Source organism: Salinicola halimionae, assembly GCF_003206065.1.
GTDB classification, from domain to species: domain Bacteria; phylum Pseudomonadota; class Gammaproteobacteria; order Pseudomonadales; family Halomonadaceae; genus Salinicola; species Salinicola halimionae.
In genome coordinates, this window is sequence record NZ_PZJQ01000005.1 from 506,157 (window position 1) to 531,594 (window position 25,438).

At 59.3% G+C, this 25,438-nt stretch carries 23 protein-coding genes; 10 read left to right on the forward strand and 13 right to left on the reverse strand.

Annotated elements, in window-relative coordinates:
• The first annotated feature begins 39 nt into the window (after positions 1 to 39).
• Together DOM27_RS15165 and DOM27_RS15170 are read left to right on the forward strand one after the other, a co-directional pair.
• Positions 40 to 693 (forward strand): glutathione S-transferase family protein, encoded by a 654-nt coding sequence (locus DOM27_RS15165; RefSeq protein ID WP_110657168.1) that lies wholly within the window; start codon positions 40 to 42, stop codon positions 691 to 693.
• A 28-nt stretch (positions 694 to 721) separates the two neighbouring features.
• Complete coding sequence (locus DOM27_RS15170; RefSeq protein WP_110657170.1) at positions 722 to 2,368, forward strand: FAD-binding oxidoreductase; 1,647 nt, start codon at positions 722 to 724, stop codon at positions 2,366 to 2,368.
• Between the two features lie 125 nt (positions 2,369 to 2,493).
• Here the strand turns inward: DOM27_RS15170 and DOM27_RS15175 are convergent, their stop codons facing one another.
• From DOM27_RS15175 to DOM27_RS15185, 3 genes are all read right to left on the reverse strand, one after another.
• Complete coding sequence (locus tag DOM27_RS15175; RefSeq protein ID WP_110657172.1) at positions 2,494 to 4,014, reverse strand: PQQ-dependent sugar dehydrogenase; 1,521 nt, start codon at positions 4,012 to 4,014, stop codon at positions 2,494 to 2,496.
• The gene (locus DOM27_RS15180) at positions 4,011 to 4,439 is read right to left on the reverse strand and encodes a DUF2231 domain-containing protein (RefSeq protein ID WP_110657174.1); all 429 of its coding nucleotides are present in this window, start codon (positions 4,437 to 4,439) and stop codon (positions 4,011 to 4,013) included. The genes DOM27_RS15175 and DOM27_RS15180 overlap by 4 nt, the downstream gene beginning before the upstream one ends.
• A gap of 188 nt (positions 4,440 to 4,627) precedes the next feature.
• Positions 4,628 to 5,635: a Rossmann-fold NAD(P)-binding domain-containing protein gene (locus DOM27_RS15185; protein WP_110657175.1), complete on the reverse strand. Its 1,008-nt coding sequence runs from the start codon at positions 5,633 to 5,635 to the stop codon at positions 4,628 to 4,630.
• Positions 5,636 to 5,780: 145 nt separating this feature from the next.
• Here DOM27_RS15185 and DOM27_RS15190 point away from each other — a divergent pair, with 145 nt between their 5' ends.
• The 3 genes from DOM27_RS15190 (at position 5,781) to DOM27_RS15200 (ending at position 6,991) form a co-directional block, all read left to right on the forward strand.
• On the forward strand, positions 5,781 to 6,383 hold the full coding sequence (locus tag DOM27_RS15190; RefSeq protein ID WP_245392748.1) for a TetR/AcrR family transcriptional regulator: 603 nt from the start codon (positions 5,781 to 5,783) through the stop codon (positions 6,381 to 6,383).
• Positions 6,384 to 6,761: an ester cyclase gene (locus tag DOM27_RS15195; RefSeq protein WP_110657179.1), complete on the forward strand. Its 378-nt coding sequence runs from the start codon at positions 6,384 to 6,386 to the stop codon at positions 6,759 to 6,761. It begins immediately after the preceding gene.
• 86 nt (positions 6,762 to 6,847) lie between these two features.
• Positions 6,848 to 6,991, forward strand: a complete 144-nt coding sequence (locus DOM27_RS15200; protein WP_110657181.1) for a DUF2256 domain-containing protein — start codon at positions 6,848 to 6,850, stop codon at positions 6,989 to 6,991.
• Positions 6,992 to 7,153: 162 nt separating this feature from the next.
• On the opposite strand, the gene DOM27_RS15205 is transcribed toward DOM27_RS15200, so the two are convergent.
• Positions 7,154 to 11,146 (reverse strand): MgtC/SapB family protein, encoded by a 3,993-nt coding sequence (locus DOM27_RS15205; protein ID WP_110657184.1) that lies wholly within the window; start codon positions 11,144 to 11,146, stop codon positions 7,154 to 7,156.
• Positions 11,147 to 11,586: 440 nt separating this feature from the next.
• Between DOM27_RS15205 and DOM27_RS15210 the strand changes: the two genes are divergently transcribed.
• Positions 11,587 to 13,284 (forward strand): mechanosensitive ion channel family protein, encoded by a 1,698-nt coding sequence (locus tag DOM27_RS15210; protein ID WP_110657186.1) that lies wholly within the window; start codon positions 11,587 to 11,589, stop codon positions 13,282 to 13,284.
• Positions 13,285 to 13,448: 164 nt separating this feature from the next.
• Here DOM27_RS15210 and DOM27_RS15215 read toward each other — a convergent pair whose 3' ends face one another.
• Positions 13,449 to 14,312: a glycosyltransferase family 2 protein gene (locus tag DOM27_RS15215; protein ID WP_110657855.1), complete on the reverse strand. Its 864-nt coding sequence runs from the start codon at positions 14,310 to 14,312 to the stop codon at positions 13,449 to 13,451.
• A 670-nt stretch (positions 14,313 to 14,982) separates the two neighbouring features.
• Here DOM27_RS15215 and tmpT point away from each other — a divergent pair.
• On the forward strand, positions 14,983 to 15,660 hold the full coding sequence (gene tmpT, locus DOM27_RS15220; protein WP_110657188.1) for a thiopurine S-methyltransferase: 678 nt from the start codon (positions 14,983 to 14,985) through the stop codon (positions 15,658 to 15,660).
• Here the strand turns inward: tmpT and DOM27_RS15225 are convergent.
• A complete protein-coding gene (locus DOM27_RS15225) occupies positions 15,576 to 16,538 on the reverse strand; it encodes a LysR family transcriptional regulator (protein ID WP_110657190.1) in 963 nt (320 codons plus the stop codon). The genes tmpT and DOM27_RS15225 overlap by 85 nt on opposite strands.
• A 194-nt stretch (positions 16,539 to 16,732) precedes the next feature.
• On the opposite strand from DOM27_RS15225, the gene DOM27_RS15230 reads away from it, so the two are divergent.
• Positions 16,733 to 17,473, forward strand: coding sequence for an SDR family oxidoreductase (locus tag DOM27_RS15230; RefSeq protein WP_110657192.1), 741 nt, complete (start codon positions 16,733 to 16,735; stop codon positions 17,471 to 17,473).
• Between the two features lie 36 nt (positions 17,474 to 17,509).
• Positions 17,510 to 17,728, forward strand: a complete 219-nt coding sequence (locus DOM27_RS15235) for a tautomerase family protein (RefSeq protein ID WP_110657194.1) — start codon at positions 17,510 to 17,512, stop codon at positions 17,726 to 17,728.
• A gap of 79 nt (positions 17,729 to 17,807) precedes the next feature.
• Here the strand turns inward: DOM27_RS15235 and DOM27_RS15240 are convergent, their stop codons facing one another.
• Positions 17,808 to 19,061, reverse strand: coding sequence for an MFS transporter (locus DOM27_RS15240; RefSeq protein ID WP_110657196.1), 1,254 nt, complete (start codon positions 19,059 to 19,061; stop codon positions 17,808 to 17,810).
• Positions 19,062 to 19,172: 111 nt separating this feature from the next.
• On the opposite strand from DOM27_RS15240, the gene DOM27_RS15245 reads away from it, so the two are divergent.
• Positions 19,173 to 20,126, forward strand: a complete 954-nt coding sequence (locus DOM27_RS15245) for a LysR family transcriptional regulator (protein ID WP_110657198.1) — start codon at positions 19,173 to 19,175, stop codon at positions 20,124 to 20,126.
• 7 nt (positions 20,127 to 20,133) lie between these two features.
• Here DOM27_RS15245 and DOM27_RS15250 read toward each other — a convergent pair whose 3' ends face one another.
• The 6 genes from DOM27_RS15250 to DOM27_RS15275 all read right to left on the reverse strand — a co-directional run bounded on the left by DOM27_RS15250 (position 20,134) and on the right by DOM27_RS15275 (position 25,289).
• Positions 20,134 to 21,360: an MFS transporter gene (locus tag DOM27_RS15250; protein WP_110657200.1), complete on the reverse strand. Its 1,227-nt coding sequence runs from the start codon at positions 21,358 to 21,360 to the stop codon at positions 20,134 to 20,136.
• Positions 21,361 to 21,566: 206 nt separating this feature from the next.
• Entirely contained in the window at positions 21,567 to 22,157 is a 591-nt protein-coding gene (locus DOM27_RS15255; protein WP_110657202.1) for an NADPH-dependent FMN reductase, read from the reverse strand.
• A gap of 229 nt (positions 22,158 to 22,386) precedes the next feature.
• On the reverse strand, positions 22,387 to 23,106 hold the full coding sequence (gene msrA / locus DOM27_RS15260) for a peptide-methionine (S)-S-oxide reductase MsrA (RefSeq protein WP_223162361.1): 720 nt from the start codon (positions 23,104 to 23,106) through the stop codon (positions 22,387 to 22,389).
• Positions 23,107 to 23,147: 41 nt separating this feature from the next.
• On the reverse strand, positions 23,148 to 23,963 hold the full coding sequence (locus DOM27_RS15265) for a molybdopterin-binding protein (RefSeq protein WP_110657204.1): 816 nt from the start codon (positions 23,961 to 23,963) through the stop codon (positions 23,148 to 23,150).
• Positions 23,956 to 24,843 (reverse strand): cytochrome b/b6 domain-containing protein, encoded by an 888-nt coding sequence (locus DOM27_RS15270; RefSeq protein WP_110657206.1) that lies wholly within the window; start codon positions 24,841 to 24,843, stop codon positions 23,956 to 23,958. The genes DOM27_RS15265 and DOM27_RS15270 overlap by 8 nt, the downstream gene beginning before the upstream one ends.
• A 68-nt stretch (positions 24,844 to 24,911) precedes the next feature.
• Complete coding sequence (locus DOM27_RS15275; RefSeq protein WP_110657859.1) at positions 24,912 to 25,289, reverse strand: pentapeptide MXKDX repeat protein; 378 nt, start codon at positions 25,287 to 25,289, stop codon at positions 24,912 to 24,914.
• Positions 25,290 to 25,438 lie beyond the last annotated feature (149 nt).

Genomic DNA, 25,438 nt, shown 5'->3' on the forward strand with positions numbered 1-25,438 from the left:
TCGATAACCCCACTCATCACCGTGATGAAGGAGCCTGTCATGTCGAACGCCGACCTTGAAACCAACGCCCTCACCGATCAGCCCGTAAAACTGTATCGCAACCCCAAGTCCGGCCACTGCCACCGTGTCGAGCTCATGCTCGCGCTGTTGAAGATCCCCTTTGAGGTCATCGATCTCGACATGGTCAACGGCGCCCATCACGAGCCTGGCTACTTGAAGATCAGCCCGTTGGGGCAGGTGCCGGCGATCGATGACAACGGCATCACGCTTTCGGATTCGAACGCCATCCTGGTCTATCTGACTGAGCGCTACGGCGATTCTGCCCTCTGGATCGGCACCGATCCGGTCGAGAAGGCCCGAGTTCAGCGCTGGCTTTCCATCGCGGCGGGCGAGATCGCCGCCGGCCCCTGTGCCGCGCGTCTCGTCACCGTATTCGACGTCCCGCTCGATCACGAGGGCGCCAAGGCGAAGGCGCATAAGCTGCTTGAGATGATGAACATCCATCTCGACTGTCGCGAGTGGCTGGCGGCCGATAGGCCGACGCTGGCCGACATCGCGGGCTACAGCTATATCGCCCATGCGCCGGAAGGTGGCGTCGGTCTCGCCGACTATCCGCACGTCCGGGCCTGGCTCACGCGTATCGAGGCACTGCCTCACTTTATCGGCATGGCGCGCTCGCCAGCACTCGCCTGAGTCGAGGACGTTCGCACGGAGGTCGGTCATGACACACGAAACGACGCCTTTTCACGCAGGAGAAATCGAGGCGCAGCGGCGCGCCGGGGTAGAGGGTATTGCCAGTTCGGCCGGCAGCTTCATTCGCGATTACATGCCCGAGCAGCATCGGGTGTTTTTCGCCCAGTTGCCGTTCATCGTAGTGGCAGCTGGCGATGCGCAGGGGCAGCCTTGGGTCACGCTGCTGGAAGGCGAGGAGGGTTTTATCGATACGCCCGACGCCCGAACGCTAGCCGTTGCGGTAGCGCTCGGTTCTCAGGATCCGCTGGCCTCAGCGATCGATGTCGGGGCCGACGTGGGTCTGCTCGGCATCGAACTGGCAACACGTCGACGCAACCGCCTCAATGGGATGATTCGTGCGTCCGATGACGGCCTGAGCATCGAGGTGCGGCAGAGCTTCGGCAACTGCCCGCAATATATTCGCGAGCGCGAATGGCGGCGTGTCGAATCCACAGCTGGACCTGAAGCGACCGTATCGGATCGACTCGATAGCGGGCAACGTGCGCGAATCGCCGCGGCCGATACGTTCTTTATCGGTTCCGGTTTCGGTGTGAGCTCGCGTCATGAGGGCGAGGAAAGTCGGGCTCGAGGTTACGACGCCTCGCATCGGGGCGGCGAGCCGGGTTTCGTTCGTGTGACCGAGGACGGGACGCTGCAGATCCCGGATTATGCCGGTAATAACTTCTTCAACACGATCGGCAATCTGATCCTCGATCCACGCGTTGGACTGCTCTTCGTCGACTTCGAGACGGGCGGCATGCTGCAGATCACCGGTCGGGCCAAAATCGACTGGGCGCCGACAAGGAGCCACGACCCGAACGCGAAGCGCATGATCGAGGTGACCGTCGAGCAGGTCGTTGATCGCCCGGCTGCACTGGCTCTTCGCTGGCAGCGGGAAGACGAAGCGGCGCTGCGGCTGACAGTCGTCGACAAGGTGATCGAAAGCGATCAGATCACCTCTTTTCATCTGGCGGATGCCCAGGGCGATGCGCTCCCTGCCTTCGAAGCCGGCCAGCATCTGGCGATCGAGCTGGAAGTACCACAACACTCTGGCCGTCTCGGGCGTAGCTACTCGCTCTCGGGATCGCCCTTTGCCGAGACTTATCGCATCAGCATCAAGCGCGAGGGTAGAGGCGTGGTATCAAGGTTTCTTCATGAACAGCTCGTTATCGGCGACCATATCGATGCTCGGCGGCCCTCGGGTGACTTCGTCATGCCTCGGCGACGATGCCCGCTGGTTCTGGTCAGCGCCGGCGTCGGGGTCACGCCGTTGCTCTCGATGCTGCACGCGGTCGCCACGGTAAACGACGGCCTACCGGTCTGGTTCGTGCACGGTGCACGCGATGGTGAATCTCATGCCTTCAAGGCTGAGGTCGACGCGTTGGTGGCCAAATCCGACAACGTGGGGCGTCGTATCTTCTTCAGCGCGCCGGGACCGGGTGACACGCAGGGCATTGATTATGACGCCAAGGGCCGAATTACGGCCAAGGCTCTTCTCGAACTGGAAGCCGGTTCGGAGGCGTGCTATCTGCTCTGTGGCCCGGCCCGATTTCTCGCCGAGATCAGCGCCGGCTTGGAAGATCGGGGTGTCGATGCGAATCGGATCGAGTTCGAGACATTCGGTCCGGCGGGATGAGGGCGCACGGATCGCTCATACAGGCTCGAACCGTCAGGCCTGATGCCGCCTTCGAACGGATAAAAAATACCCCGAGGGCGAGGCCCGTCGGGGTATGGCGTCATGCCGTCATGGGACGCTGACGTTCAGGGTGTGGTGTCGGTTTCGCTCTCGGAGGCGGCTGCCCCCTCTTCCGGAGCAGCGGGTTCTTTATCCGCCGCGTTGGACTCTGCCGATGCCCCGGGCTCATCTTCGGACATGGCGGAGCCATCGGCGGTTGTCGGGGCTTCTCCGTCAGTCGTGGCAGTACTGCCTTCGGACGCGGCGGTTTGGCTCATGCCGCTACCTTGCTCCGAGCTGGCACCGTCCCGCGTGACCCGCCAAACCGCATTGCTCAGGTCGTCGGCGATGATCACCGAGCCATCCGGAGCGACAGTAACGCCGACCGGGCGACCCCGCGTTCTGCCGTCATCGGTGAGAAAGCCGGAGACGAAGTCGACCGGGTCACCGGCGGGCTCTTCGTTCTGAAACGGGACAAAGACGACCTTGTAGCCGACGGGATCGGCGCGGTTCCAGCTGCCGTGTTCGCCGACGAAGGCGCCGTTGGCGAATTGCCCGCCTACGGCATCATTGGAGAAGGCGACACCGAGCGGCGCGCGGTGAGAGCTCAAGCTGTAATCCGGCGCGATGGCCGATTTCACCAGCTCCGGGTTCTCCGGTTTCACCCTAGGGTCGACGTTCTGCCCCCAGTAGCTGTACGGCCAGCCGTAGAAGCCGCCTTCCTGGATCGAGGTCAGATAGTCCGGTACCAGATGCGGGCCGAGTTCGTCTCGCTCGTTGGCGACCGCCCACAGCTCGTTCGTATCCGGTTGGAAGGTTAGCGCGGTGGGGTTGCGCACGCCGGTGGCATATGCGCGGTGCGCGCCGGTTTCCGGATCGATCTCCCAGATTTCGGCGCGGTCGACTTCCGCTTCCATGCCGCGCTCGGTGATGTTGCTGTTGGAGCCGATACCGACATACAAGTGCTGCCCGTCCGGGCTCGCCGCCAGCGACTTGGTCCAGTGATGATTGATCTTGGCGGGAAGCGGCGTCACCACCTCGGGATCACCGCTGGCTTCAGTCTGGCCTTCCTGATAGTCGAACCGCACCAGTGAATCCTGATTGGCCACGTAGAGATCGTTACCGACCAGCGCGAGGCCGTAAGGCGCGTCGAGGTTTTCGGCGAAAACCGTCTGCTCCTCGTAAGTCCCGTCGCCGTCGCTATCCCGCAGCAGGGTCAAGCGGTTGCCGCCCTTGACCGAGGTTTTGCCCTTGGCCTTGATCACGCCGGCGATGAAATCTTTCGGCTTCGTTTTGGGGGCGTGGCCGCCGCTGCCTTCAGCTACCAGGATATCGCCATTCGGCAACACCAACGTCTGGCGCGGAATCTTGAGGTCGGTGGCAATGGCCTTGATGCTATAGCCGTCCGGCACGGTGGGCAGCTTGTCGTCCCATGGCGCCTGCTCGGGTACGCCCATGTTGGGCAGCAGGCCGCGTTGAGGATCGGGCAGTTCCGGATTGGCACCATACTGTGAATCGACGTCGGCGGCATTGGCGCCACCGGCCAGCAGCAGGATCGAAAGTGGAGCGGCGTAACGCAGGCGAGAGTAAGAGCGTGCGTGTTTCATGAATGACCTCCGGTCTTGCGGCTGGTGAATCCGATCCAGATCGCGACAAACGCGAGCACCGCGACGACGACCGACAGGATCAACCCGGTTGGCATCATTGCCCAGGCGTCCCTGGCGTGAACCAGCGCATTGACGAAGCCGAGAACCCAGGTCACCAGCAACAGCACGAAGTAGAGGATGGACAGACCACGACTACCGGCAGGGCGAAAGATCCCGATGAGAGCGCAGATCATCGCAAAGCCGCAGAACACCAGGCCGCCGGCAATCAGCCAGGAGGAAAAAGTGCTCCACAGTATTTCAAAGCTCGTTGAATACATGTAGTCGCTTAGCGCGGCACCCAGGAAGAGGGGGAAGGCGCCGGCAAGCAACATTCCATGAAGTGGATTTGGCCCGGTCTGAACCGGGCGTTCTGCAGTGGCAATCATGGCAAGCTCCTTTTGCGGGTAAGCCAGAACGTCTCTCACATCACGATATTTCCCGATCAGAATAGACCCCGATGCGAGACATTCATCCTGATGCTGATATTTCGTTCGTGTGGCTGGAGTCTAGTCGACGCGGGGAGTCTTCACCCAGACAATAGCTTGGCGCGTGTCATCCTCTGTTTTTGACCTCTTCACGACGGCTCGAGCGCCACGATTTTGCCTCCTGATTGCTTGAAACGAGCGAGATATCCCTCAGGTTCGAGCAACTGATAAGGGAAGTAGAGTCCGGCGGGCGTTGCCGGCTTGCCATCGAGGCCGAGTAATCGCTCGATCAACAGCGCGACACCCAACCCAGTCAGTGGCATCTGCCCGTCGGGATGAACGACCGCGTGACGCGTGTGTAGCGGCTGGTCATCGACATCGATGCCGTGGAGCTCGATCAAAATCTCGGCCGACATCGGCTCGCCATGGGAGTGACCCGCGTCCTGCCTGATGGCCAAATTGAACTCGACGTTGGAGGCGCTGGTCTCCGTTGCGAGCGCGACGACATCGTGGGGCGAGAGCGCCATGGCAGACAGCGTCGTCCCGTCCAGGGTTTGCAGCTCGGCCTTGAGATCGTCACCTTGACGCCAGATCCAGATGCCATCGCGACGCGCTTGAACGGCGGGGATCGTCTGCGTCTGGCGCTCGAGATCGTCGAACCCGGCAGGTCCGGTGGCGTCCTGCTCGCCGAGAACCGCCCCCAAACGAATGGTATCGACTCGCTTGAACGACCTGACGAATTCGAGCGTCGGAATCGTTGTCGCTCCGACCAGCCATTCGGTGCCAAGAACGACCGGCGCAGCCGTTGGTTGATGCATGTACGCTGCGACTTCCGGTCCGACTTCGTGGAGCGCTGGCGAAATACTGATGTACGGTACACGCTGGCGTTGGGCGAAACGGAGCGCGGCGGTCGTCGTATCGGTGAAATAGATCGCGACCGCGCTGACTGGCCGCTTACCAAGGCCCAGATCGGCTGCGGCGAGGTCGATCTTCACGCCCTCGGCATTGCCGATACTGGCTGCCGCCTCTCTCGCTTTTTCAACGTTACGCCCGCCGATCAATAGGGGAGCGTCTGGATGGGTGGAACGCAGGAATTCAGCCGTCTGGCGACCGACGATGCCGGCCCCGCCAATGAGCAGAATGGGATCGAGTGTCATTGCGAATTCTCCTGAGTGCGTGATAAAACCTACCAATAGTAGGTTTTAAAAACGATAATCTACTTTTGGTAGGTTATCAATGAGGAGTGATCGATTGGTAAACGAGGAAAAAAAGGGAAATCCCCTGGAGGAGACGGTAAAGCCTGTGTCTCGCCGGCTTTCCCGAGTTCAGCGGCGACATCAATTGCTGGATACGGCGTTGACGATCGTTCGGGAAGAGGGCGCCGATCGGTTGACGCTGGGGCGCCTGGCGGCGCGCGCCGGGATCTCCAAACCGGTCGCCTACGACCATTTCGGTACGCGTTCGACGTTACTCATCGAACTCTACAAGTCGCTCGACCAGGCACAGGCAGCGGCGCTCAAGGAAGCACTGACCACTGGCGAGCGCGGCATCGAGGAGACCATCACCGCTCTCGCCTCGGCCTACATTCACTGCTACGCCGATACCACTGGCGAATGGCACGCAATCGGCGCGGCGCTGGCGGGGAGCGAGGAGAAAGAGACGGTTTATCAGGAGCTGCTCGATGGTTACGTTCGGCTGTTCGCCGCCGTGCTGAAACCGCATGTCGATCTCCAGCAGGCCGAGCTGGAGCGGCGCTGCATCGGTCTGATCGGCGCCGGTGAAGCCTTGTCAGCCGTGATGGTGCGCGGCAATTGCGGTGAGGCCGAAGCCGCAGAGACTTTCGCATCGCTGATTCGGGGCGGGTTGCGAAACTCCTTTTCATGTCGATCAGACGAGGAGGCGTGAATGGATCTTAAGCCGCACTATGAAGCCTATATCGCGTGTCTGAACGCGCGAGACCTGGACGGTCTCGATGAGTTCGTCAGTGATACCGTCATCCACAACGGCTCGGAGCTTGGCCTAGGGGGGTATCTCGAGATGCTCGCCGGCGACTACCGCGACATACCCGACCTGCGCTTCTCCGTCGAACGGCTGGTATCCGACGCCACGATCGTTGCCAGCAGGCTATGTTTCGACTGTCATCCCAAAGCCGAATTCATGGGGCTACCCGTCGACGGTCGGCGGGTCGTGTTTCACGAGAACGTCTTCTATCGGTTCGCCGAGGGGAAGATCCAGGAGGTTTGGTCGGTCATCGACAAGACGGCGATAGAGCGGCAATTGTAGTTCAACGAAAAGTATTATCTCACGCGCCTATCGATTTCGTCAGATTGAGAGCGTGGAGCGAAGACGAGGATACTCAGCGAATCAACATGCCCCATCAGAAAGCCCATCTTCCGACCAAGACTTGCCCTGTCTGCCAGCGACCTTTCGCATGGCGCAAGAAGTGGGCTCGAGACTGGGACAATGTCGTTTACTGCTCCGACCGGTGTCGGCGGCAGGGGCGCCAACGCTGACTGCCTTTCAAGCGTGTTCGGCTGGTTGTCGCTTCGAGGAAGGAAGTCGAGCTGAAAAATAGAATTCCGTATGCAGGGTCGAAATGGATATCTCCTGACATCCGCCTCTTTTCTCTGTCCACCAGAAGAGGTGAACGTATGAAGAAAAGAGGCGAGTTTTGCTCAAGCGACGTTCAGAAACTCCTTCAAGTCATCCAGGTCGTTATAGTCATCGGAACTGCCCAGTAGTTCGTCGATCTGGGCCGCTAGTCGCTTGTCGAGAACGCCATCCGGGCGGATGATGTCGTGGAGTTCAGTCAGATAGTTCTTGTACTTGTCGAACTCGTTCTCGACCTTGCTGTTGGCGTTGGGGGTCAGCACGTACCAGGTACCTGATTTCTTGAAGTAGATCTGATCCTTGTCCGGCCCGCGTTCGATTCTGATGGAAGCGACATCGACCTTGTCGATATCTTCCTTGAAGTCTCCGAAATTTCCTGGCGATCCGGAATCCCCGAAAATATTGACCGTTCCAGGGTTTTCATTCCAGGCAGCCGGCGCATCGGCATTCAGGTACTGTTTGATGGCGTCGGTATCGTTGTATCGATCGGTCTTGCCGAAGACGTCATTCATCTCATCGACCCGGCGCTGGTCGAGTTCGCCATCGGGACGGGCGATATCATGCAGGTCGGTCAGATAGCGAATGATCTTTTCTCGTGTCTTGCGATCCGAGCTGTCGCCTTCGGACGTGTTGATGATCTGCTTGGTCCCGTCCTTGACGAAGATGACGCGGCCATCATCTTTCAATTCGATCGAGCCGATATCGACGCGGTCGATGTCTTCCTTGAAATCTCCGTAGGTCCCGGGGATGCCGCCGTCCCCAAATACCGGTAATCCGCTCGGGTCGGTTCCGAGATCGAGTTCGTCGCGTAGATCGTCGAGATCGTTGTAATCGTCGGAAGCGCCCTGCAATTCGCTTATCTCGTCGGCCCGTTCCTGATCCAGTTCGCCGTCGGGATGGATTATGGTGTAGAGATTCTTCAGGTAATCGAAGATATCGTTGGCATCACTCTTCGAAAGGCTTCCGCGGTTCTCGGTATCGAGTTGCCAGCGGACTCCATCCTTGATGAAAGTGATCTTGCTGCTGTCGGTCGGGTCGAGTTCGATGGAGTCGATCTCCACGCGGTCGATGTCTTCTTCGAAATCCGAGAACGTTCCGGCTTTGTGCTCGCCATCCTTGCCCAGTAGGTAAGGCTGAGAATCATCCAGAGCACGCTTCAGATCGGTGATGTCATTATAGCGATCTGACTCGTCATGAAGTCGGGTAATCCGGTCGATGATTTTCTGGTCGCTTTCGCCATCGGGGTGGGTTATTTCGTGAAGATCGGTGAGATACTCGATGATTTCCTTGCGTTCGTTTTCACCGGCTTTGTCGCCGATCAACGGATCGATGACCTGCTTGACGCCATCCTTGACGAAAATGACGCGGCCATCGTCGGCCAGTTCGATCGAGCCTACGTCGACGCGATCGATATCCTCCTTGAAGTCACTTGCCGTGCCAGGCTTCCCGTCATCACCGAAGCGGGGCAGTCCGGAGGGATCCGGCGTCCCTTCGCCGATGCCAGTGTCGTGGTCGTCGTCCCAATCGTCGAACCAGCCGTCCGAAATATTGCCGTGATCCGCGACATATTCGGTGAAATCATCGTACTGGTCCGGTCTGGCCTCCCACATGGGGGTATCTTCGGGATAGAGGTCCTCGTAGCCACTGGAACCGTGGTAATAGTTGTATTCATAGCGTGCATGAAGCACGTAATTCAGTTTGTCGCCCCAGTCATCCTCGGTGACGCCAAGATCGCCCCAGGTCCGAAAATCGTCCCGAACTTCCTCTTTTTTCTGGTCCTGCTTCTGCTTGGCAATGACACCGGTCACGATCGCAGCGATGGCGCCGAAGCCAACCCCCGCGATGCCCAGTGCACCTGAAGCCACGCCCAGTGCGGAGGCGGTGGCTGGTCCCGCGATCATGCTGGCCAACTGAGTTCCTGCCATACCGGCGATTCCCACGCCGCCAAGCAATTGCATCGAGGCAGCCGCATATTCGCTCGGAAGTGCATCCGGATTGTCACGCAGCTTGTCGATGGACATCGCGCCCAGGGCCAGATCGAGCACGCCGCCGACCCCGTCCGCGACTCCACCGACCGTGCCGAGTACCGTGCCGACGATTCTGAGTTTGCTGGGTGAATCCATCTCGCCCGGGTCGAGACCCATGTTGCTGATGCGATCGTCGACCATACCCATCACACTGGCGCGGCTATCGGCGTCCAGCTCGTCGAGATCGTCAGCCAGGCTCTGACCATTCTGGCTCCCGGCATTGGATATCCGCTCGTTGGGATCTTCCAGGGCATCCTCGAGACCGACATCGGCATCATCCGGCAAGGGAACGAAACGTGCGCCGTCGCCTTCGTCGGTAGCTATCTCGTCGAAGAAACGCTCGACATCGTCAGCCCAACCCGGAGCGAGATCGGGTTCGTCCAGCTGTGGCGGCGCGCCGGAAATGGCCTGGCGCTGGCTGTCTCGGGATTCCAGCTCGATGACGTCATCCTCGGGTACCGAGACGTTGTCCGTCGAGCCCGGGAAAAGCTCTGCATAGCCTTGGCGAAGCTGTTCGTTGTCTTCTAGCCCCAGTTGGGTCGCCATGCCGGGTTTGTCGAAGAGTGTCTCGAGCGTCTTGGTGGCCGCCAGTGCCATGGCCGGAGATGTTGCCACGGTGATCAGCAGCAGCCGCGCCGCTGCCATGCGGTCTTCCTTCGTTTCTCCCAGATTCTTGTTCAATGTATAGATGGCGGCTGTCGCGGTGAGTATGCCGGCCATGCCAGGCAATACGCCGTTCTTCATGCTGGCTTGCAGCAGGGCAGCCGCGCCGTTTCTCACACCGGTAGGCAGGTCTGGGTTGTTTTGCCCGATGACCTGCGAAATCCGTGAGGAGACATCCTTGATGTCGAAGCTTCCGTTCTCCTTGAATGAGTCGAAGATCGCATGACTGGCGATCTTGACGGCAGCCTTGTAGCTATCCAGCCCCTTCTTGACGTCGTCGGGTAGGTTGCCTTCGCCGTTCTTGAGGTAGTTCTGAACGGCGCGATCGGAGAACGTGATGCCGAAAATGGAGGAAAACGTGCCCTGAAGGCCTTTCTGAACCTGGTCGTTGACGGCTGTCTCGAGCGCTTCGTCGGTGTAGCTGCCCTCTTCGATGACACTGGTGATCTCGTCGATCAGGCCTTTATCGAGCACCTGGCCGCGAACCTCATTCGCCTTGCTGCCATCCAGATAGTCCAGACTCTTGATGTCGTTGGCAAAGCGAGTCTTGGCGGCGTCGTTATTCATCCCCTCGAGCATCTCCAGATACTCGGAGCTCATCATGGTTTCGTAAACCCGATTGGTCAGTCCCGACTTGTCATCGATCTTGTTGACGGAGCCCTGCATCAGGTCATCGACACCGGAGATGACGCTCTCGTTCTGTGAGAGCTCAGCGAGTTTCTGGGAAATCTCCTCTTCCTTGAGCAGACCGTAGGTACTGGCCTGATCCATGATGACCGAGTCCGGCAGGGTCGGCTCCGTATCGCCATCCCAGGGGAAGGCATCTTTCTCCGTCTGGTAGGGAAGAATGCCGTAGCCGTTGACCAATGCGGATTTAGCCTGTATTAGCTCGTAATATTGTCTTCGAGGATCCTCGAGTTCCAGATCGCCCCACGCCTCTTTCATCTTATCGTGAAAGAGTTCGCCAACCGTTTTGTCATCTTCCGTCGTCTTGGCGTTCAGGACGTCCGTCGCTTCGGAGTCTTCGACCTTGACCTCGATATTATTGTCGTTCTGGCTGATTTCCGTGCCTGCCAGCTTGTTCTCCAGTACCGAATACTTGAAGGGCGATATATGTTGAGATACTGCGTAGGTTTCACCTTCGTATTCGAAGGTGATCGTCGTGGTATCTTCACGCCTGGGCTTCAGGTTGCTGACAGGCGGGAGTACGTCGTTCTCGCCCAGCACTTCCCACCCCTCTGCCTTGGCGTTGGCTCTAAAGGCTTCGGCGCTCGAATCGTCTTTGTCGGTCGTCTTGTCATCGTTTGACTTGCGAGATAACTGCTCTTCGATACTGGAAGGCGTAATGAGAACTCCTGACACGGGCATGGCGTGACTCCTGGTCGTTCAGTCTCTCGACTTTCTAAGTCCGATGGTTTTTTGAATTCTGTGTGGTTAGACGTTTGTCTTATAATTGTGATCTGTTATGTGTTTAACGGTGGTCGTTTTTATGTTCAGAGGTGTTGGTGTCCTGAGAGTACAATTTAACGCCACGAAAAAGGGGGGAGTTGGGTTAAGTTAGACGATCGTTACGTATTTTTATGATTTTGTGTGTTTCTGGAAGGTTTTAAATTAGAAATATCCTTCAACTAAGGTGGGTCGACTAGTTTGGCTTTTATTACTCGATAACGTTGCCGTTTGAAAGTCATGATGTCTGATTTTTACATATCATCGATGACCATCTTGACCCACGTGATGGACGCGCTCCGGCGAAGGCGGGATGATCCGCCTGATAGACACGGACGATTCACGAGATCGGTGAAGCACGGATGAAAAAAATGGGTTCATGGCAGCGTTGGTTACTGGCTGCGACGGTGTTGCTGATATCCAGCGTTTGCCTGGCGCAGGAGAAGGGCGCTGCGCAGGACTGGTACGCCATCGACTCGCTCAACACGGGGCTGACTCAGACGCCAGGATCCGTTTCCCTCAGAACGCCTCGGGAATCGATGCGAAGCTTTCGCGATCTGACCAACAAGGGCGACTTCGAGTCGGCGGCGCATATCCTCAATCTCGCCGATCTGACGCCAGCGGAGCAGCGCGGGCGGGGCGCCGAGCGGGCGCAGCAACTCTCCGAGATATTTCAGCGTGGCAAGTCGATCCGAATTTCTCGTCTTTCCGGGCGCCAGGACGCCGCCATCGAGGACCCGACGGGAGAGAGTCCCCATGCCGGTGAGCCGCGTCGGGATATCGAGCTGGCGTCTCTCGAAGCGAACGGGGATACCTATGACATCCGGCTGGGGCGCTATCAGGTCGGGAACGAGGAGCCGATCTGGCTGATCATGCCCGAAAGCGTGGCAGCGATCCCGCCGCTTTATCAGGAGTATGGCCCGCGGGCGTTCGAACGCCATATCCCCGAAAGCCTCAAGAACTCCTTCGGATTGCTCAGGATCTGGGAGTGGATCGCCATCCCGTTGGTACTGTTGGGCGTCGCGCTGATCGGCAAGGGAGTCTACCGGCTGATCGAGGTGGTGACGCGCTGGCTGCCTTCCGGTTCGCCGAGCATTTTCGCCAAGCAGATTCGCGGCCCCATGGCGCTCATCGTGATGTCGCTCCTGACTCAGGCGCTGCTCGATTATGTCGTTTCCTTCTCGGCAGCAGCGACCATCACGCTGCGAGTGGTGCTGATCGCGATTCTGGCCTGGGGAACCGGCACGGTCGCGCTGCGTCTGGTCGACACCATGATGTTGAAGATGACGCGTCGTCTTGCCGGCCAGATCGACGACTCCAAGCCCCAGGATGATCGCAAGCTGCTGACCACGCTTTATGCGGTGCGTCGAATCATCATCCTTATCATGGTGACGGCGGTCACGATCTACGTGCTGGGTCAGATCCAGCTCTTCGAGACGCTGGGGCTGTCGATCCTGGCCTCGGCCAGTGTGCTCGCGGTTCTGGTAGGTGTGGCGGGTCAGGCCGTGCTCGGCAACATTCTGTCGTCCTTCCAGCTGTCGTTGGCGAAGCCGATCCGGGTCGGCGATCTAGTGATGTTCGAGGGCCAGTGGTGCTATGTCGAAGGGATCTTCTACACCCATATTCGGCTGCGACTCTGGAACGAGCGACGTCTGATCGTGCCGGTCACCTATTTCGCCTCCAAAGCCTTCGAGAATCTCTCCTCGAAGAGCACGAAAGAGTATCGAAGTCTCGTGCTGACACTGCACCTGAGCGCCGATATCGCGGTTCTCAGGGAGAAGTTCATCGAGTTCGCCAAGGCGGAAGACAACGTCATCGAGCATCACAAACTGCTCTGTTGTGTGACCGATCAGACTGGCCCTGCGCAGACCGTGACCTGCTACCTGATGACGGTAGATCCGCTCTCTGGATGGGCTGCCGAGGTCAGCGTCAGAGAGAAACTGCTCGCCTTCATCCGCGACAACCATCCGGAATGGTGGCCTAGAGAGATAGTCGTGATCAGCCACCGCGACATCGCTAGGGGACATGCAACGAACGACGCCGCTGAACTGGATCCTTGAGCGGTCATTGAACGATGGCTACGTCGCCGCGTAGCCACGTGGTCGACTATAGCCACGTGGTCGACTATAGCCACGTGGTGGAGTCTAGCCACGTAGCCAAGCTCGTGGTGGCGGCCGTCAGGTTCCGGTCTTGAACGGTGCCATGTTACGGCCATTGCCGAGCACTAGCCTTGGCACGCGGTTTCCCCATCGGCCCACATCCAGTAGCCAGCCCCGAAAAGTAAGCCGACGATCAGGCCGGGGCCCGTCGCGGCACCCGCCAGCACGGCCAAATTCCAGCCGCCTGCGGCCATGCCGGCGGTTTCCACGCCGTAGTGGGCGCAGTCTTCACTCAACCCGCCGTACTCGTGGAGTGAATACTTGATGCCTTGCTTCACCCCCACTGCCGCCAGCGCTGTGAGGTACGGATCGCCGATGGGTGACAGCAAAGGATTGGCCTCGCTGTAGCCATGATCCAGAGCGTAGGCGGTCGTAGCCGCGTCCAGCGCCGTACCTAGACCCGGTGCGCGTGTCGTGGCACAGCCGGTGAGCGTGACGGCTGCCAGCGCGGCTCCTATGAGCATCATCGAACGAGTCAGTTTCGAGCGATTCAGGCTCGAAAGCTTCATGTCGGTGTTGCTCTGGTATCGGTCGCGAAGCGGCGTGACGGCATTGGCTGCATCACCCCATGGCGATCCCGAATAATTCACATCGAAGCCATCATCGACGAGGAGGTCGATCAAATGGAGGCCCAGTTGGGTTGGCCCCCATCGGTCATCGGAGTCGATAAATGCAATATGTTCACCTCGCGCCACCGCGACACCACTGTTGCGAGCATCGGCCGCCCCGCGATTTTGCTGAGTCACGATACGAATGCGTTCATCACGAAACGCGCGACACACCTCCAGGGTGCGATCGACAGATCCGTCGTCAATGATGATCAATTCAAAATCCTGAAACGTCTGATCAAGAACCGACTGAATGGCGTCACCGACACAACGTTCGGCATTGTAAGCGGGTAGTACGATGGAGAAGGTAGGCAGGTTCATGGCATTCACTTTTGCTGAAATAAAGGGAAAATTATTTACCCTTCCTTACAATCAAAAAGCATGCCAACTCTATTTTCATAGTATAAACATTGGCTTAAAAGAATCCCTTCCGCGGGCGCTTCTTAATTTGAAACTAATTGTAAGTGCAGTATGCAATCTAGAAGTCTTAGACTTCGCAAACTGCAAAGGCGAAGAGTGCGTCGAACTGTGTTCCTGACCGATGTCAGGCGGACGCTTCCTGTCCCATCGGAGATACCTTGACGATTCCGCTTCCAGCAAAGGCTGGAGCCGGTGCTAGTCATCGGCCCGATAGAGGCAAGCTTTAATTAGGTTTGTAAGTTTTTCGCCATATATTCCTATGCATCTATTTTAGATGAAGTTTTTTTTACGACCTATGGCTCTTTCCGTTGATAAAACGGAAAGATCGATAGCATGGCTTCGGCACTTGCGAACAGATTTGGGGCTCGATACGCCCGAGCTTCATCGTTTCTCGGGTCGATCAATGAAACGTTCCGGGCTACTTCGCATATCCCAGTGGCGAGCCGATCGCTATTCGGCGCTTCGGCGATATAAGTCGAGTTCTCGGTTCGAAATACCCGGCCCAGGTCGAGCAGCCAGCTTGGGCAAAAGCGGTTAAGCTCGAGATTCGATTGGAGAGGAAGACGGCCGTATGGAACACGATTTCTGGCAGGCGCGGTGGGAGAACGAGCAACTGGGTTTTCATCTCCCTTTCGTTCACCCCATTCTCAAGCGCAATTTGGCGAGTTTCGAACTCGACGCCGACGCGCGGATCTTTCTACCGCTATGCGGCAAGACGATGGATATCGGCTGGCTGCTGGCGCAGGGCTATCGAGTCATTGGCGCGGAGTTGAGCGAGATCGCGGTGGCTCAGCTGTTCGAGAGCCTGATCAATGACCAAGGCATGGCGGAGCCCGTGATCGATGAATGGGTTGGCGGCCAACGCTGGCAGGCGGGAGGCCTGACGATCTTTCAGGGTGATATCTTTCAGTTGACGGCGCAGGATCTGGGTCCGATCGATCTGGTTTATGATCGCGCCGCGCTGGTGGCGCTGCCGCCGGCCATGCGTCCCGCCTATGCCGAGCAAATCGTGGCGCTGACGCGGGGCGCGCCGCAGCTGCTGATCACCTTCGAGTACGACCCTGCCGAAAAGGACGGTCCGCCGTTCCCGGTGCTGGCGGACGAGGTCGAGCGCCATTACGCCGTGCATTACACGACCACCGAATGCTCGCGCAAGGATGTGCTTCAATCGTCTCTCAACTTTCGCGAGGCCGGTGTCACCCGGTTCGTCGAGGTCGCCTGGCGGATGTTGCCGAATTCCGACTCGTAGAGCGTCGTCAGCCACTCCAGAAAGACGCGAACCCGCGGCGACAGATGGCGCCGCTGTGGATAGACCGCATAAAGCGGCAGCGCCGGTTTTTTCCACGCAGGAAGGATTTCCACCAGTTCCCCGTTGGCTAGATGAGACGCCAGTCTGAAACGAGGTAGTTGGATCAGCCCGAAGCCTGCCAGGGCGCTGGTCACGTAGCTCTCGGCATCGTTGACGGTCAACCAGCCTCCGGTGGTAAAGGTTCGCGTCGCGCCATCGACGATCAAGTCGAGGGTCTTGTCGGGCGCGTTGGCCCCGGAGACGAAGTGAATGCCGTGATGGTCGCGGAGCGTGTCGGGTGTGCTCGGTATGCCCATGCGTTCCAGGTAGGCCGGGCTCGCGCAGATGACCTGCTCGAGCGTTACCAGTTTTCGGGCGATCAGGCGGGAATCCTCGGGCTCTCCACTCCGCACCGCGCAATCGATCCCTTCGCCGACGAGGTCGACACGCCGGTCCCCCGTGGTGATGACGAGCTCGAGTGCGGGGTAGCGAGCATGAAAGGCTTCGAGCCGTGGCAGCACGATTCGGCTGGCATGGGTCCCATGCAGTTCGACGCGCAGTACCCCCCGCGGGTTGTCCGCGACCGGCTGTAGAATCGCCTCGGCATCTTCGAGTTCTGCCAACAGGTGAATGCAACGTTCGTGGAACGCAACGCCTTCCGGCGTCGCACGGACCTGGCGCGTGGTGCGTTCCAGCAACCGCACGCCGAGACGGGATTCCAGCTGCTGAATCGCCAGCGTGGCGGTGGCGCGGGGGATGTCTAGCGCGTTGGCGGCCTTGGTGAAGCTGCCACTTTCGACAATGCGCACGAAGAGCGTCATCGAATCGAATCGGTCCATCAGTATTGTTCGCAAAAAATGAATAGTGTTGGCAGATTAGCCGATTTATTCAGGTTAAAGAAACGACAATACTGGCTCCCGTTCGCTTGGCCAGTGTGTCTAGCCCGTTCACTGGTCCCGTTCATTGGGAAAGTGCCAGTCGCCTGGCGCTGTGAGACTCGCTGATGAGTCCGAATTCGATAAGGAGTCGTCGCATGACGAATACCGAACAGAAAGTCGCATTGATCACCGGTGCTTCTCGAGGCATTGGCCGCGCCATCGCTATGCAACTGGCCTCCGACGGCTTCGCCGTGGTGGTCAACTACGCTGGCAATACGGCGCTGGCCGAGGAGGTGGTGGCAGATATCGAATCCCAGGGCGGCCGGGCCTTGGCGGTCCAGGCCGATATCGCCGATGCGAGCGACGTCACGCGTCTGTTCGAGCAGATATCGGCGGCATTCGGGCGGCTCGATGTGGTGATCAACAATGCCGGCATGATGCAGATGGCGAAGATGACCAGCGACAACGTCGAGATTCTCGATAGGACGCTCGCGACCAATCTGCGGGGTAGCTGGCTAGTGATGGCAAAAGCCGCCGAGACCCTGAGCGAAGGCGGCCGGATCATCGCGTTTTCATCCTCGGTGCTTGGCAAATCCTTCCCCGGCTACGGGGCTTATATCGCCAGCAAGGCGGGTGTCGAAGGGCTGGTGAAAGTGCTGGCCAACGAGCTGCGGGGCCGTGATATCGCCGTCAATGCCGTGGCGCCAGGGCCGGTGGGCACCGAGCTGTTCTTCGAGGGCAAGAGCGAGGAGCAGGTCCGATCGATCGCCAATCTGTCGCCGTTCGAACGTCTGGGTCAGCCTGACGAGATCGCCGGCGTCGTCTCATTCCTGGCCGGGCCGCAGGGTCGCTGGGTCAATGGTCAGATTCTGCGCGTCAACGGCGGAATGGTTTGATCGCGTTAACCAAATTTTCGATTCAGGGATAAAATCATGCCATTTGCCAACTACAAGTTCCCCGAGGGCATTCTCGATCACGCCCGCAAGGAAGAGATCATTCATCGCACCACCGACATGTTCGTTGAATATTTCGGCGAGAACGTCCGCCCATACACCATGGTGTTGGTGGAAGAGGTCGCCGACGGCGGCTGGGGGCGTGCTGATGAGACGTTGACGCTGGAGAAGATGGGGTTGCCGCCCAAAAAGACGTGAATCTCGCTGACACCCACACCGCCGGCCTACGCCGGCGGCTTCTTTACGGGCCGATATTTTCTGGCCGCCTCGAATAGCCTCAATTCTGAACAGCGAATGCCGGCGTTCGATCGACCACGCGAATCAGCAAAGCACCCAGCGAGGCCAGCGTCGCCAGCGCGATCACCCCCGGCCAGCCCCACTGCCCCAGCAGCCAGCTTCCCAACGCGGAACCGACGGCCATTCCGACGAATACCATCGTGAACATCACCGCATTGAGACGACTACGAGCCGCGGGATCGAGCCCGTAAATCAATGTCTGATGAGAGACGAGCGTGGCTTGTATACCGAAATCGAAGCCCAGCGCACCGATCACGATAAGCCCCAAAGCCAACGGTGCAGGTAGCCAAGGTTCGGCTGCCATCGCCAGAAACGAGATCACCACGATTGCGCTGCCGATCCGCGTGACCTGATGCGGGCCGCTGCGGTCGGCCATGCGCCCGGCGAGCGGGGCAGCGAGCGCACCGGCGGCGCCGGCCAGCCCGAACGCGCCCGAGACTGCGCTACCGAGTTGATAATCGTCGAGCAGATGGATCGACAGCGTCGACCAGAAGGCACTGAAAGCGATCGAGAGCAACGCCTGCGCCATGGCGGCGCGACGCAGCTCCGGCTGATCGCGCCATAACTGGTAGAGCGTCATCAATAGTCCGCGATAGCTGAGACTCGAGGTCGAATCGAACCGGGGCAGACCCCGCCATAGCGCCACGCCGATCAGCACGATCAGGCCCGTGGCGATGAAGAACATGGCACGCCAGCCCAGCGCCTCTGCCACTACGCCGCTGACGACACGGGACAATAGAATTCCCAGTAGCAGGCCGGTCATGACGGTGCCGACGACCTTGCCCCGTTCCCGGTCGGCAGCCAGCATGGCGGCGGCCGGCACGATATCCTGGGCGATGGTGGCCGTCAGGCCGACGGCCAAGCTCGCCACCAGCAGCGTCGCGATCGACGGCGCCAGCGCGGTGGCGAGCAAGGCCAATGCCAGCAACGCGGCCTTGATCACGATCAGACGCCGACGATCGAAGCGATCACCCAGCGGAATCAACAGCAGAATGCCGAGCGCGTAGCCGAGCTGCGTTAACGTTGGAATCAGGCCGGCCGTGCGGGCATCGATGTCGACGTCTGCGGCCAGAATGCCGAGCAGCGGCTGCACGTAGTAGAGCGACGCGACGCTGAGTCCGGCGCTGATCGCCAGCAGTATGATCAGTCGGCGCGGCACCGAAGGGGCCTGAGCGGGTTCTTTCGATGGTGAGGCCGAAAGCGTGCTCGTCGCGCTCGTGGATGAAGGCGCCATGACGGAGTCCTGAGTGACGGTTTGGATAGGTCGTGCATTCTGATAGTGTATGGCCGTGGCGTGTAGTAGCGTGATTCACACAACGGTTATGCACAGGGTGAATGAAGCGTCATGGATGATTCCCGATTCGGCACCGCCGATCGCCTCGAACTGTTGCAGACCTTCATTCGTATCGTCGAGACCGGTAGTTTGTCGGCTGCCGCGCTTCGGCTGGACGTGAGTCAGCCGACGGTCAGTCGGCGGCTCAAGGCGTTGGAGAGCATGCTGGGCTTGCGCCTGATTCAACGCTCGACTCACAGCCTCAACCTGACCGATGACGGCGAGCGCTGTGCGCGCCATGCGCGGGCAGTCTGCGAGCGCTGGGCTTCGATGGCGGAAGATCTTCAAGGCATGACCGAGACTCCGCGTGGCAGGCTTCGTGTGCTGGTTCCGCATGCCTTCGGTCAGGATCAGTTGCTGGAACTGCTTGAATCCTACCTGCGGGCGTACCCAGAGGTCAGCGTCGAGTGGCTGCTGCACGATCGGTATCCGGATTTCATCGCCGAGGGTATCGACTGTGCGATACGTGTCGGCAAGGTTGAGGATCCCGCGGTGGTCGCGGTGCCCGTGGCAGAGGTACCGCGGATCGTGGTGGCATCGCCTGAGGTGGTTTCCGGAATCGAGATCGACGATATCGACGCCGTGGCCTCACTGCCGTGGCTGGCATTACGCACGTTCTACCGCGATCGCGTCTCGCTGACTCACGCCGATGAGGATCGTGAGCACCACTTCGCCATTGCCCCCCGGGTCAGCACCGATAATCTGGCGGCCATTCGCCAACTCGCCGTTTCCGGCTTTGGCGCCGCAATCGTATCCGCCTGGCGGGTCGCCGACGATCTGGAAAGCGGGCGGCTGATTCAACTGCTACCGACCTGGTATGCCTCGCCGCTGCCGGTCTATCTGGTCTATCCCTATGCCGATGACTATCCGGCGCGTCTGCACCGGTTCATCGAGCTGATTCGAGCCCAGGCCCCCGGCATGTCGGGTATGACGATGCGGCGGTCTGGTCCGCCAGTCCCCCGGTGAGGCCCTGCTAGTTCTGGGGCGGCTGACGACGCCGTTGCTGCAGCAGCAACCGCGCGGCCACCGTTGCAGCCATCACGCCAGCGGCGGCAGCCACCATCATCGCCCAGCGCGGACCGGCATGATCGGCCAGCCATCCGATGATCGGCGCGCCGAGTGGCGTTCCCCCCATGATGACCGCCATTCGCAGTGCCATGACCCGGCCACGCATGGCGGGATCGGTCGTCAATTGCATCAGCGCGTTGGACGCCGTATTGAAAGTCAGTGCGGTGAATCCGGCCAGCGTCAGCATTATGGCGAACACGACGACATTGGGCGCGATGCTGGCGAGGGCACAGGAGATGCCGAAAGCGAGTGTAGAGAGAGCCAACAACCGCATTTTCGGCTGTTCGCGGCGTGCGGCCATGAGCGACCCTCCCACCGAGCCGACCGCCAGGGCTGAGGTAAGAACGCCGTACTGGTCGGCGCCGCCATGGAAGATGGAAACCGACATCGTCGAGATGTAGATCGGAAAGTTGAAGCCGAAGGTGCCGATCAGAAACAGCATCACCATCATTGCTTTCAGATCGGGACGTCGCCACACATAGCGGAAGCCTTCCAGCAGGCCGCCGGCCCGGCGCCCGGGCTTCAACGAGGTGTAGAGCTCGCCGGTGCGCAGCAGGAAAAGCGAGCCAAGCACGGCGGCGAACGAGGCCGCGTTGATCAGAAACACCCAGCCGGTGCCGATAGCGGCAATCAAAACGCCGGCTACCGCGGGGCCGATCATGCGTGCGCTGTTGAACGAGGTCGAATTGAGGGCGACAGCGTTGGCAAGATATCTTTCGCCGACCAGGTCGTTGACGAACACCTGGCGAGCGGGGCCGTCGAAGGCGGTAACGCAGCCAAGACCGAGCGCAAAGGCATAGACCTGCCACAGTGTTACTACGCCGGTGATGGTGACGAGACCGAGCCCCAATGCCAGCAAGCCCAATAGCGCCTGGGTCAGCATGATCAGGCGACGCCGGTCGAAGCGGTCCGCCGCGTAGCCGGTAAACGGTAGCAGCAGCAGTTGCGGACCAAACTGCAGCGCCATGGTAACGCCCACGGCGCTGGCGTTGTGGTCGGTAAGTACCGTGAGTACCAGCCAGTCCTGGGCGACGCGCTGCATCCAGGTGCCGATGTTGGAAACGAGCGCGCCGGCAGTCCAGACCCGATAGTTATAGATTCGCAGCGAGCGAAAGAGGCGGGTATCGCTCATCGCTGGGCGAGTGGTCGATGGCGGGCCAGGGCTGACGTTGAATGATCCGTGGTCATGCGAAGAACGAAGGCTCCTTGTCCATTGAGCCAGCGCCGATCAAAGATCCCTGAGATCGGCGCGGCCCGCTTCCTGCGAGCGCATGGCTGATATCTCAGTGTAACGCGTTTGGCCAGAAGGGCGGAAAGGGCTTGAAGAACGGAGAGGAATTAGAACGGCGGGGCGCGATGTTCGCGCTGACGTTTGCCTGCCTCGGTCCACCACGCTAGATCTTCCGCAAACCGATCGAAAGCGCGCGCAAAGGAATCGCCGGCATCACCGACTGGCGCGCCGTTCTCGTCCAGCGTCCTGCTGATCTGCCCGACGGCGACCGTGCTGGAGACGACCACCATGCCCATCTCGGCAAGGGTCCCATGCCAGGCCATGTTGGCGTGGGCACCGCCGAGACGGCCGGCCGAATAGCTGACGATACCGGCCGGGCGCCAGAACCACTCTTCCAGAAAGTGATCGGTCAGATTCTTGAGTCCTGGCTGCATGCCCCAGTTGTATTCACCGGTAACGAACACGAAACCGTCCGCTTCGCGGATCTTGCTGGCCAGTGTCTCCATCGCTGCAGGCGCTTCGCCCTTGGGGTACTCCTTGTACATTCGATCCAGCATCGGCAGATCGACCTGCATGGCATCGATCAATTCCGCATCGACGCCACGTTCGTTGAGCGCACGAACGGCATAATCGGCGAGCCTTATGCCGGCGCGGTCGGACCGGTACGAACCGTAGAAAACGAGAATGCGATCAGGCATGAAAATTCCTCGAGCAGATGTTGGGGCGAGGCGACCCCAACAGCATAGGCCTAGGCTAAAAAATCAGCGAGGAAGGATCTGACGGTTCTCGCCAGCTTCCCTTCTTGCCGCTTGCCTACCGCATCAGGCACGGACATCTCAGCGAGCGCATGGATGATCCCTTGCCAGGCCGGTATTCGCCTGGCCGGAGGTTCATGTGTCTTGAGTCGCGGTGAAGCGATCGCGTCAATCAGTTCGCCGAACTACTGCTGGCCGTTGCATCACGGTAGCGATCCGCGAAGCGGACCTTGAGCGCCTCGACCTTGGGTACATCGTTGATCCGCAGATACATGTTGTCGGGATGCTTCTGGGCGTAGTCCTGATGGTAGTCTTCCGCCGGATAGAAGTTTTCGCCTGTCGATATCACCGTAGCGATCGGGTTGGCGTAGACGTGTGCCTGCTCTAGCTGCTGCACGTAAGCGCGCGCCACCTGGGCCTGATCATTTGAGGCCGCGAAGATCTCCGAGCGATACTGCGTGCCAACATCCGGTCCCTGACGGTCAACCTGCGTCGGATCATGGGCGACCGAAAAGTAGATCTGAAGTAGCTGGGTATAGCTGACCTGCTCGGGGTCGTATTGGATTCGAATGGCTTCGGCATCATCGTACTGACCGCTGCTGGAATCACGGTAGTTGGCATGGGCTTCGTCGCCGCCGGCATAGCCAGATACCACATCGGTGACGCCGGTGACGTGTTCGAAGACCTCCTCCATTCCCCAGAAGCAGCCCCCGGCGAACACGGCGGTTTGCATGCCGCTGCCCGGCTGGGGCAGTGATTGGCTGGCTTCGGGAATTGTCTTGCCGTAGGGGGTGGCTGCTGAGACGCCGGCCGCGTAAAGCCCAGCCATAATCACGGCGCCGATGGTCACTACCGAAAGGGAACGCTTCAATCCGGGGTGTGAAATGTTCATGTCCGATCTCCTGGCATTCAGTAGGGTGTTTGGCGGTGGCATCAGATACCTGCCCACCAGTTGTAGCCGCGATCTTCCCAATACCCCCCCTTGCCGCCGTGCAGGGTCTTGAAGCTGTCGACGAGTTCGACACGCATGACGTACTTGGCCTGCTTATAGCCCAACTGACGTTCTGCACGAAGTCGAAGCGGCGCACCGTTGGCGATCGGCAGAGCCTCTCCATTGAGATCGTAGGCGAGCAGGGTTTGCGGGTGGTAGGCCTCGATCATATCGAGACTTTCATAATAGAGATCACTGCCGCCGAAGGTGTGATCGGCGCAGTGAAAGACCACGAATCGGGCGTTGTCTTGCGGTTCGGCAAGATCCAGCAGATCGCCCAGCACGGCGCCGGTCCACTGACCAATACAGCTCCAACCCTCGACGCAATCATGGCGCGTGATTTGCGTTCGAGAAGGGAGGTCCCTTAGCTGGGTCAGCGACAGTTCCATTGGCTGGGAAACCAGCCCATCAATACGCAGCCGCCAATCCACGAACTGGCCTTCGGCCATCTGCCGATAATCCGCCTCCTGCGGGTTGATTTCTCCGTTGGGCCGAAAGACCGGGGCAATCTGGCTGGCATCGAACTCCTGTGCCAATGATTGGCGAGACGCGACCAGGCGCTGTGCCTTGCGTGTCAGATTTTCCACCGATCCGACGGCTTGCTGTACGGCCTTGTTGTTCGATAGACGATCACAGCCGCCCAGCATCAGGCCTGCGCCTAGCGCGCCGAGACCCGAAAGAATTTTGCGACGATAGCGATCCGGTTGCTGATCTTCAGAGTCACCCTTGATCAGCTTCTCTTTTATGAGCTTATTCATGGTCACTCTCCGTCCGGTCATGGTCGGATATCTGTATTCGATAGCGACCAGTAATCATCGAGCGTAGATTGTTGAAAACGCCCGAAAGAATAACGAGCGCCAGATGAACGATAAAAAACCCCACCAGGGAAAACGCACAGATGAAATGAATCGTTCGAGCGCTTTGACGACCGCCGAAGAGATGCGTGATCCACGGCCAGGCTGCGTCGATGGTGGGCGACATGGCCAACCCACTCAGCACCATCGCCGGCAGCAATCCGAACAGCACCAGGATATAGGTCAGTTTCTGAATGCCGTTGTAGTCGGCGACATGGTGAAAACGTAGTCGCGCGTGATCGACAAGGGTTTGTGGTATGCCTCGCCATTGAGCCCGGGTAGGAAAGATCAGGCGTCGGCGGCGTCGACTCATCAATGTGTAGAGCAGATAAGCGAAAATCGAGGGGCCAAATATCCACGCGGCGAGGAAGTGCCAATTACGTCCCATGCTGAGCCATTGGGGCCCCGGCAATGTCGCCCATTCGGGAAAGCCGCGCTGGCGCAGTCTGCCGTTGCTTTCGGAGAGCCCCAGCACGCCGGTGGTCGTCATTTCATACCCGGCCAGTTGGACGACGCCGCGCTGATTGCCGTCAGCATCGGTCTTGGCGTGAATGGCGAGAAAGGGCTGTGAAAAAGAGGATTGTTCACCCCAGTACAGTGCCGGGTGCGCGTTGAAAATCTGTAGACCGCTCATCAATAAAATAATGAGGGTGAGAAAGTTGACCCAGTGCCACAACCTTGTGGCCAGGCTGTGACGTTTGATCGTCTTGGTGGAAGTTTGGGCCCGTCCCTCGGACAAGTGCCTGTTTTGAGTGTTGGTATCCGCAGGGACTTGAGTTTGCATGATGGTAGACCTCTGTCACGGGAGCATCGGGCCGCCGGCGCCAAGAGCACCGGCGCGCCCTCCGGCTTTCAGTTGCTGCTGTCGTCCTGCATCATCGAGTCCTTGCCCATCTCGTCGTGATCCATCGAGTCTTTATTCATCGAATCCTGGCTCATCGAATCACTGCCCATGGCATCGTGATCCATCGAATCCTGGCTCATCGAATCACTGCCCATGGCGTCGTGCTCCGTCGAGTCCTGGCTCATCGAATCACTGCCCATGGCGTCGTGATCCATCGAGTCCTGGCTCATCGAATCACTGCCCATGGCGTCGTGATCCATCGAATCTTGAGACATGGAATCCTGGGACATGCTGTCCTGGGCCATTGCCCCCGTCGCGCAGAACAGGCCGCCGGCCAGCAGGCTTGCGCTCAGTACACTCAGGATGCGTGATTGATTGGTTTTCATGGTATTGGCTCCATTGAGAAACATCGTCATTGCCATATCGATTCAATACGGCTGTCTCGCACTGTAGAGGAGCGTGAGTCGGCGAATCATCACGAATTGATAACGTCTTTCGATGTGTGTCTTGCGACGTGTCTCTTTTGTGATGATCT

Coding starts and splice junctions, on each gene's coding strand:
- DOM27_RS15165 (WP_110657168.1), top strand. CDS start 40: ATGTCGAACGCCGACCTTGAAACCAACGCCCTCACCGATCAGCCCGTA.
- DOM27_RS15170 (WP_110657170.1), top strand. CDS start 722: ATGACACACGAAACGACGCCTTTTCACGCAGGAGAAATCGAGGCGCAG.
- DOM27_RS15175 (WP_110657172.1), bottom strand. CDS start 4,014: ATGAAACACGCACGCTCTTACTCTCGCCTGCGTTACGCCGCTCCACTT.
- DOM27_RS15180 (WP_110657174.1), bottom strand. CDS start 4,439: ATGATTGCCACTGCAGAACGCCCGGTTCAGACCGGGCCAAATCCACTT.
- DOM27_RS15185 (WP_110657175.1), bottom strand. CDS start 5,635: ATGACACTCGATCCCATTCTGCTCATTGGCGGGGCCGGCATCGTCGGT.
- DOM27_RS15195 (WP_110657179.1), top strand. CDS start 6,384: ATGGATCTTAAGCCGCACTATGAAGCCTATATCGCGTGTCTGAACGCG.
- DOM27_RS15200 (WP_110657181.1), top strand. CDS start 6,848: ATGCCCCATCAGAAAGCCCATCTTCCGACCAAGACTTGCCCTGTCTGC.
- DOM27_RS15205 (WP_110657184.1), bottom strand. CDS start 11,146: ATGCCCGTGTCAGGAGTTCTCATTACGCCTTCCAGTATCGAAGAGCAG.
- DOM27_RS15210 (WP_110657186.1), top strand. CDS start 11,587: ATGAAAAAAATGGGTTCATGGCAGCGTTGGTTACTGGCTGCGACGGTG.
- DOM27_RS15215 (WP_110657855.1), bottom strand. CDS start 14,312: ATGAACCTGCCTACCTTCTCCATCGTACTACCCGCTTACAATGCCGAA.
- tmpT (WP_110657188.1), top strand. CDS start 14,983: ATGGAACACGATTTCTGGCAGGCGCGGTGGGAGAACGAGCAACTGGGT.
- DOM27_RS15225 (WP_110657190.1), bottom strand. CDS start 16,538: ATGGACCGATTCGATTCGATGACGCTCTTCGTGCGCATTGTCGAAAGT.
- DOM27_RS15230 (WP_110657192.1), top strand. CDS start 16,733: ATGACGAATACCGAACAGAAAGTCGCATTGATCACCGGTGCTTCTCGA.
- DOM27_RS15235 (WP_110657194.1), top strand. CDS start 17,510: ATGCCATTTGCCAACTACAAGTTCCCCGAGGGCATTCTCGATCACGCC.
- DOM27_RS15240 (WP_110657196.1), bottom strand. CDS start 19,061: ATGGCGCCTTCATCCACGAGCGCGACGAGCACGCTTTCGGCCTCACCA.
- DOM27_RS15245 (WP_110657198.1), top strand. CDS start 19,173: ATGGATGATTCCCGATTCGGCACCGCCGATCGCCTCGAACTGTTGCAG.
- DOM27_RS15250 (WP_110657200.1), bottom strand. CDS start 21,360: ATGAGCGATACCCGCCTCTTTCGCTCGCTGCGAATCTATAACTATCGG.
- DOM27_RS15255 (WP_110657202.1), bottom strand. CDS start 22,157: ATGCCTGATCGCATTCTCGTTTTCTACGGTTCGTACCGGTCCGACCGC.
- msrA (WP_223162361.1), bottom strand. CDS start 23,106: ATGAACATTTCACACCCCGGATTGAAGCGTTCCCTTTCGGTAGTGACC.
- DOM27_RS15265 (WP_110657204.1), bottom strand. CDS start 23,963: ATGAATAAGCTCATAAAAGAGAAGCTGATCAAGGGTGACTCTGAAGAT.
- DOM27_RS15270 (WP_110657206.1), bottom strand. CDS start 24,843: ATGCAAACTCAAGTCCCTGCGGATACCAACACTCAAAACAGGCACTTG.
- DOM27_RS15275 (WP_110657859.1), bottom strand. CDS start 25,289: ATGAAAACCAATCAATCACGCATCCTGAGTGTACTGAGCGCAAGCCTG.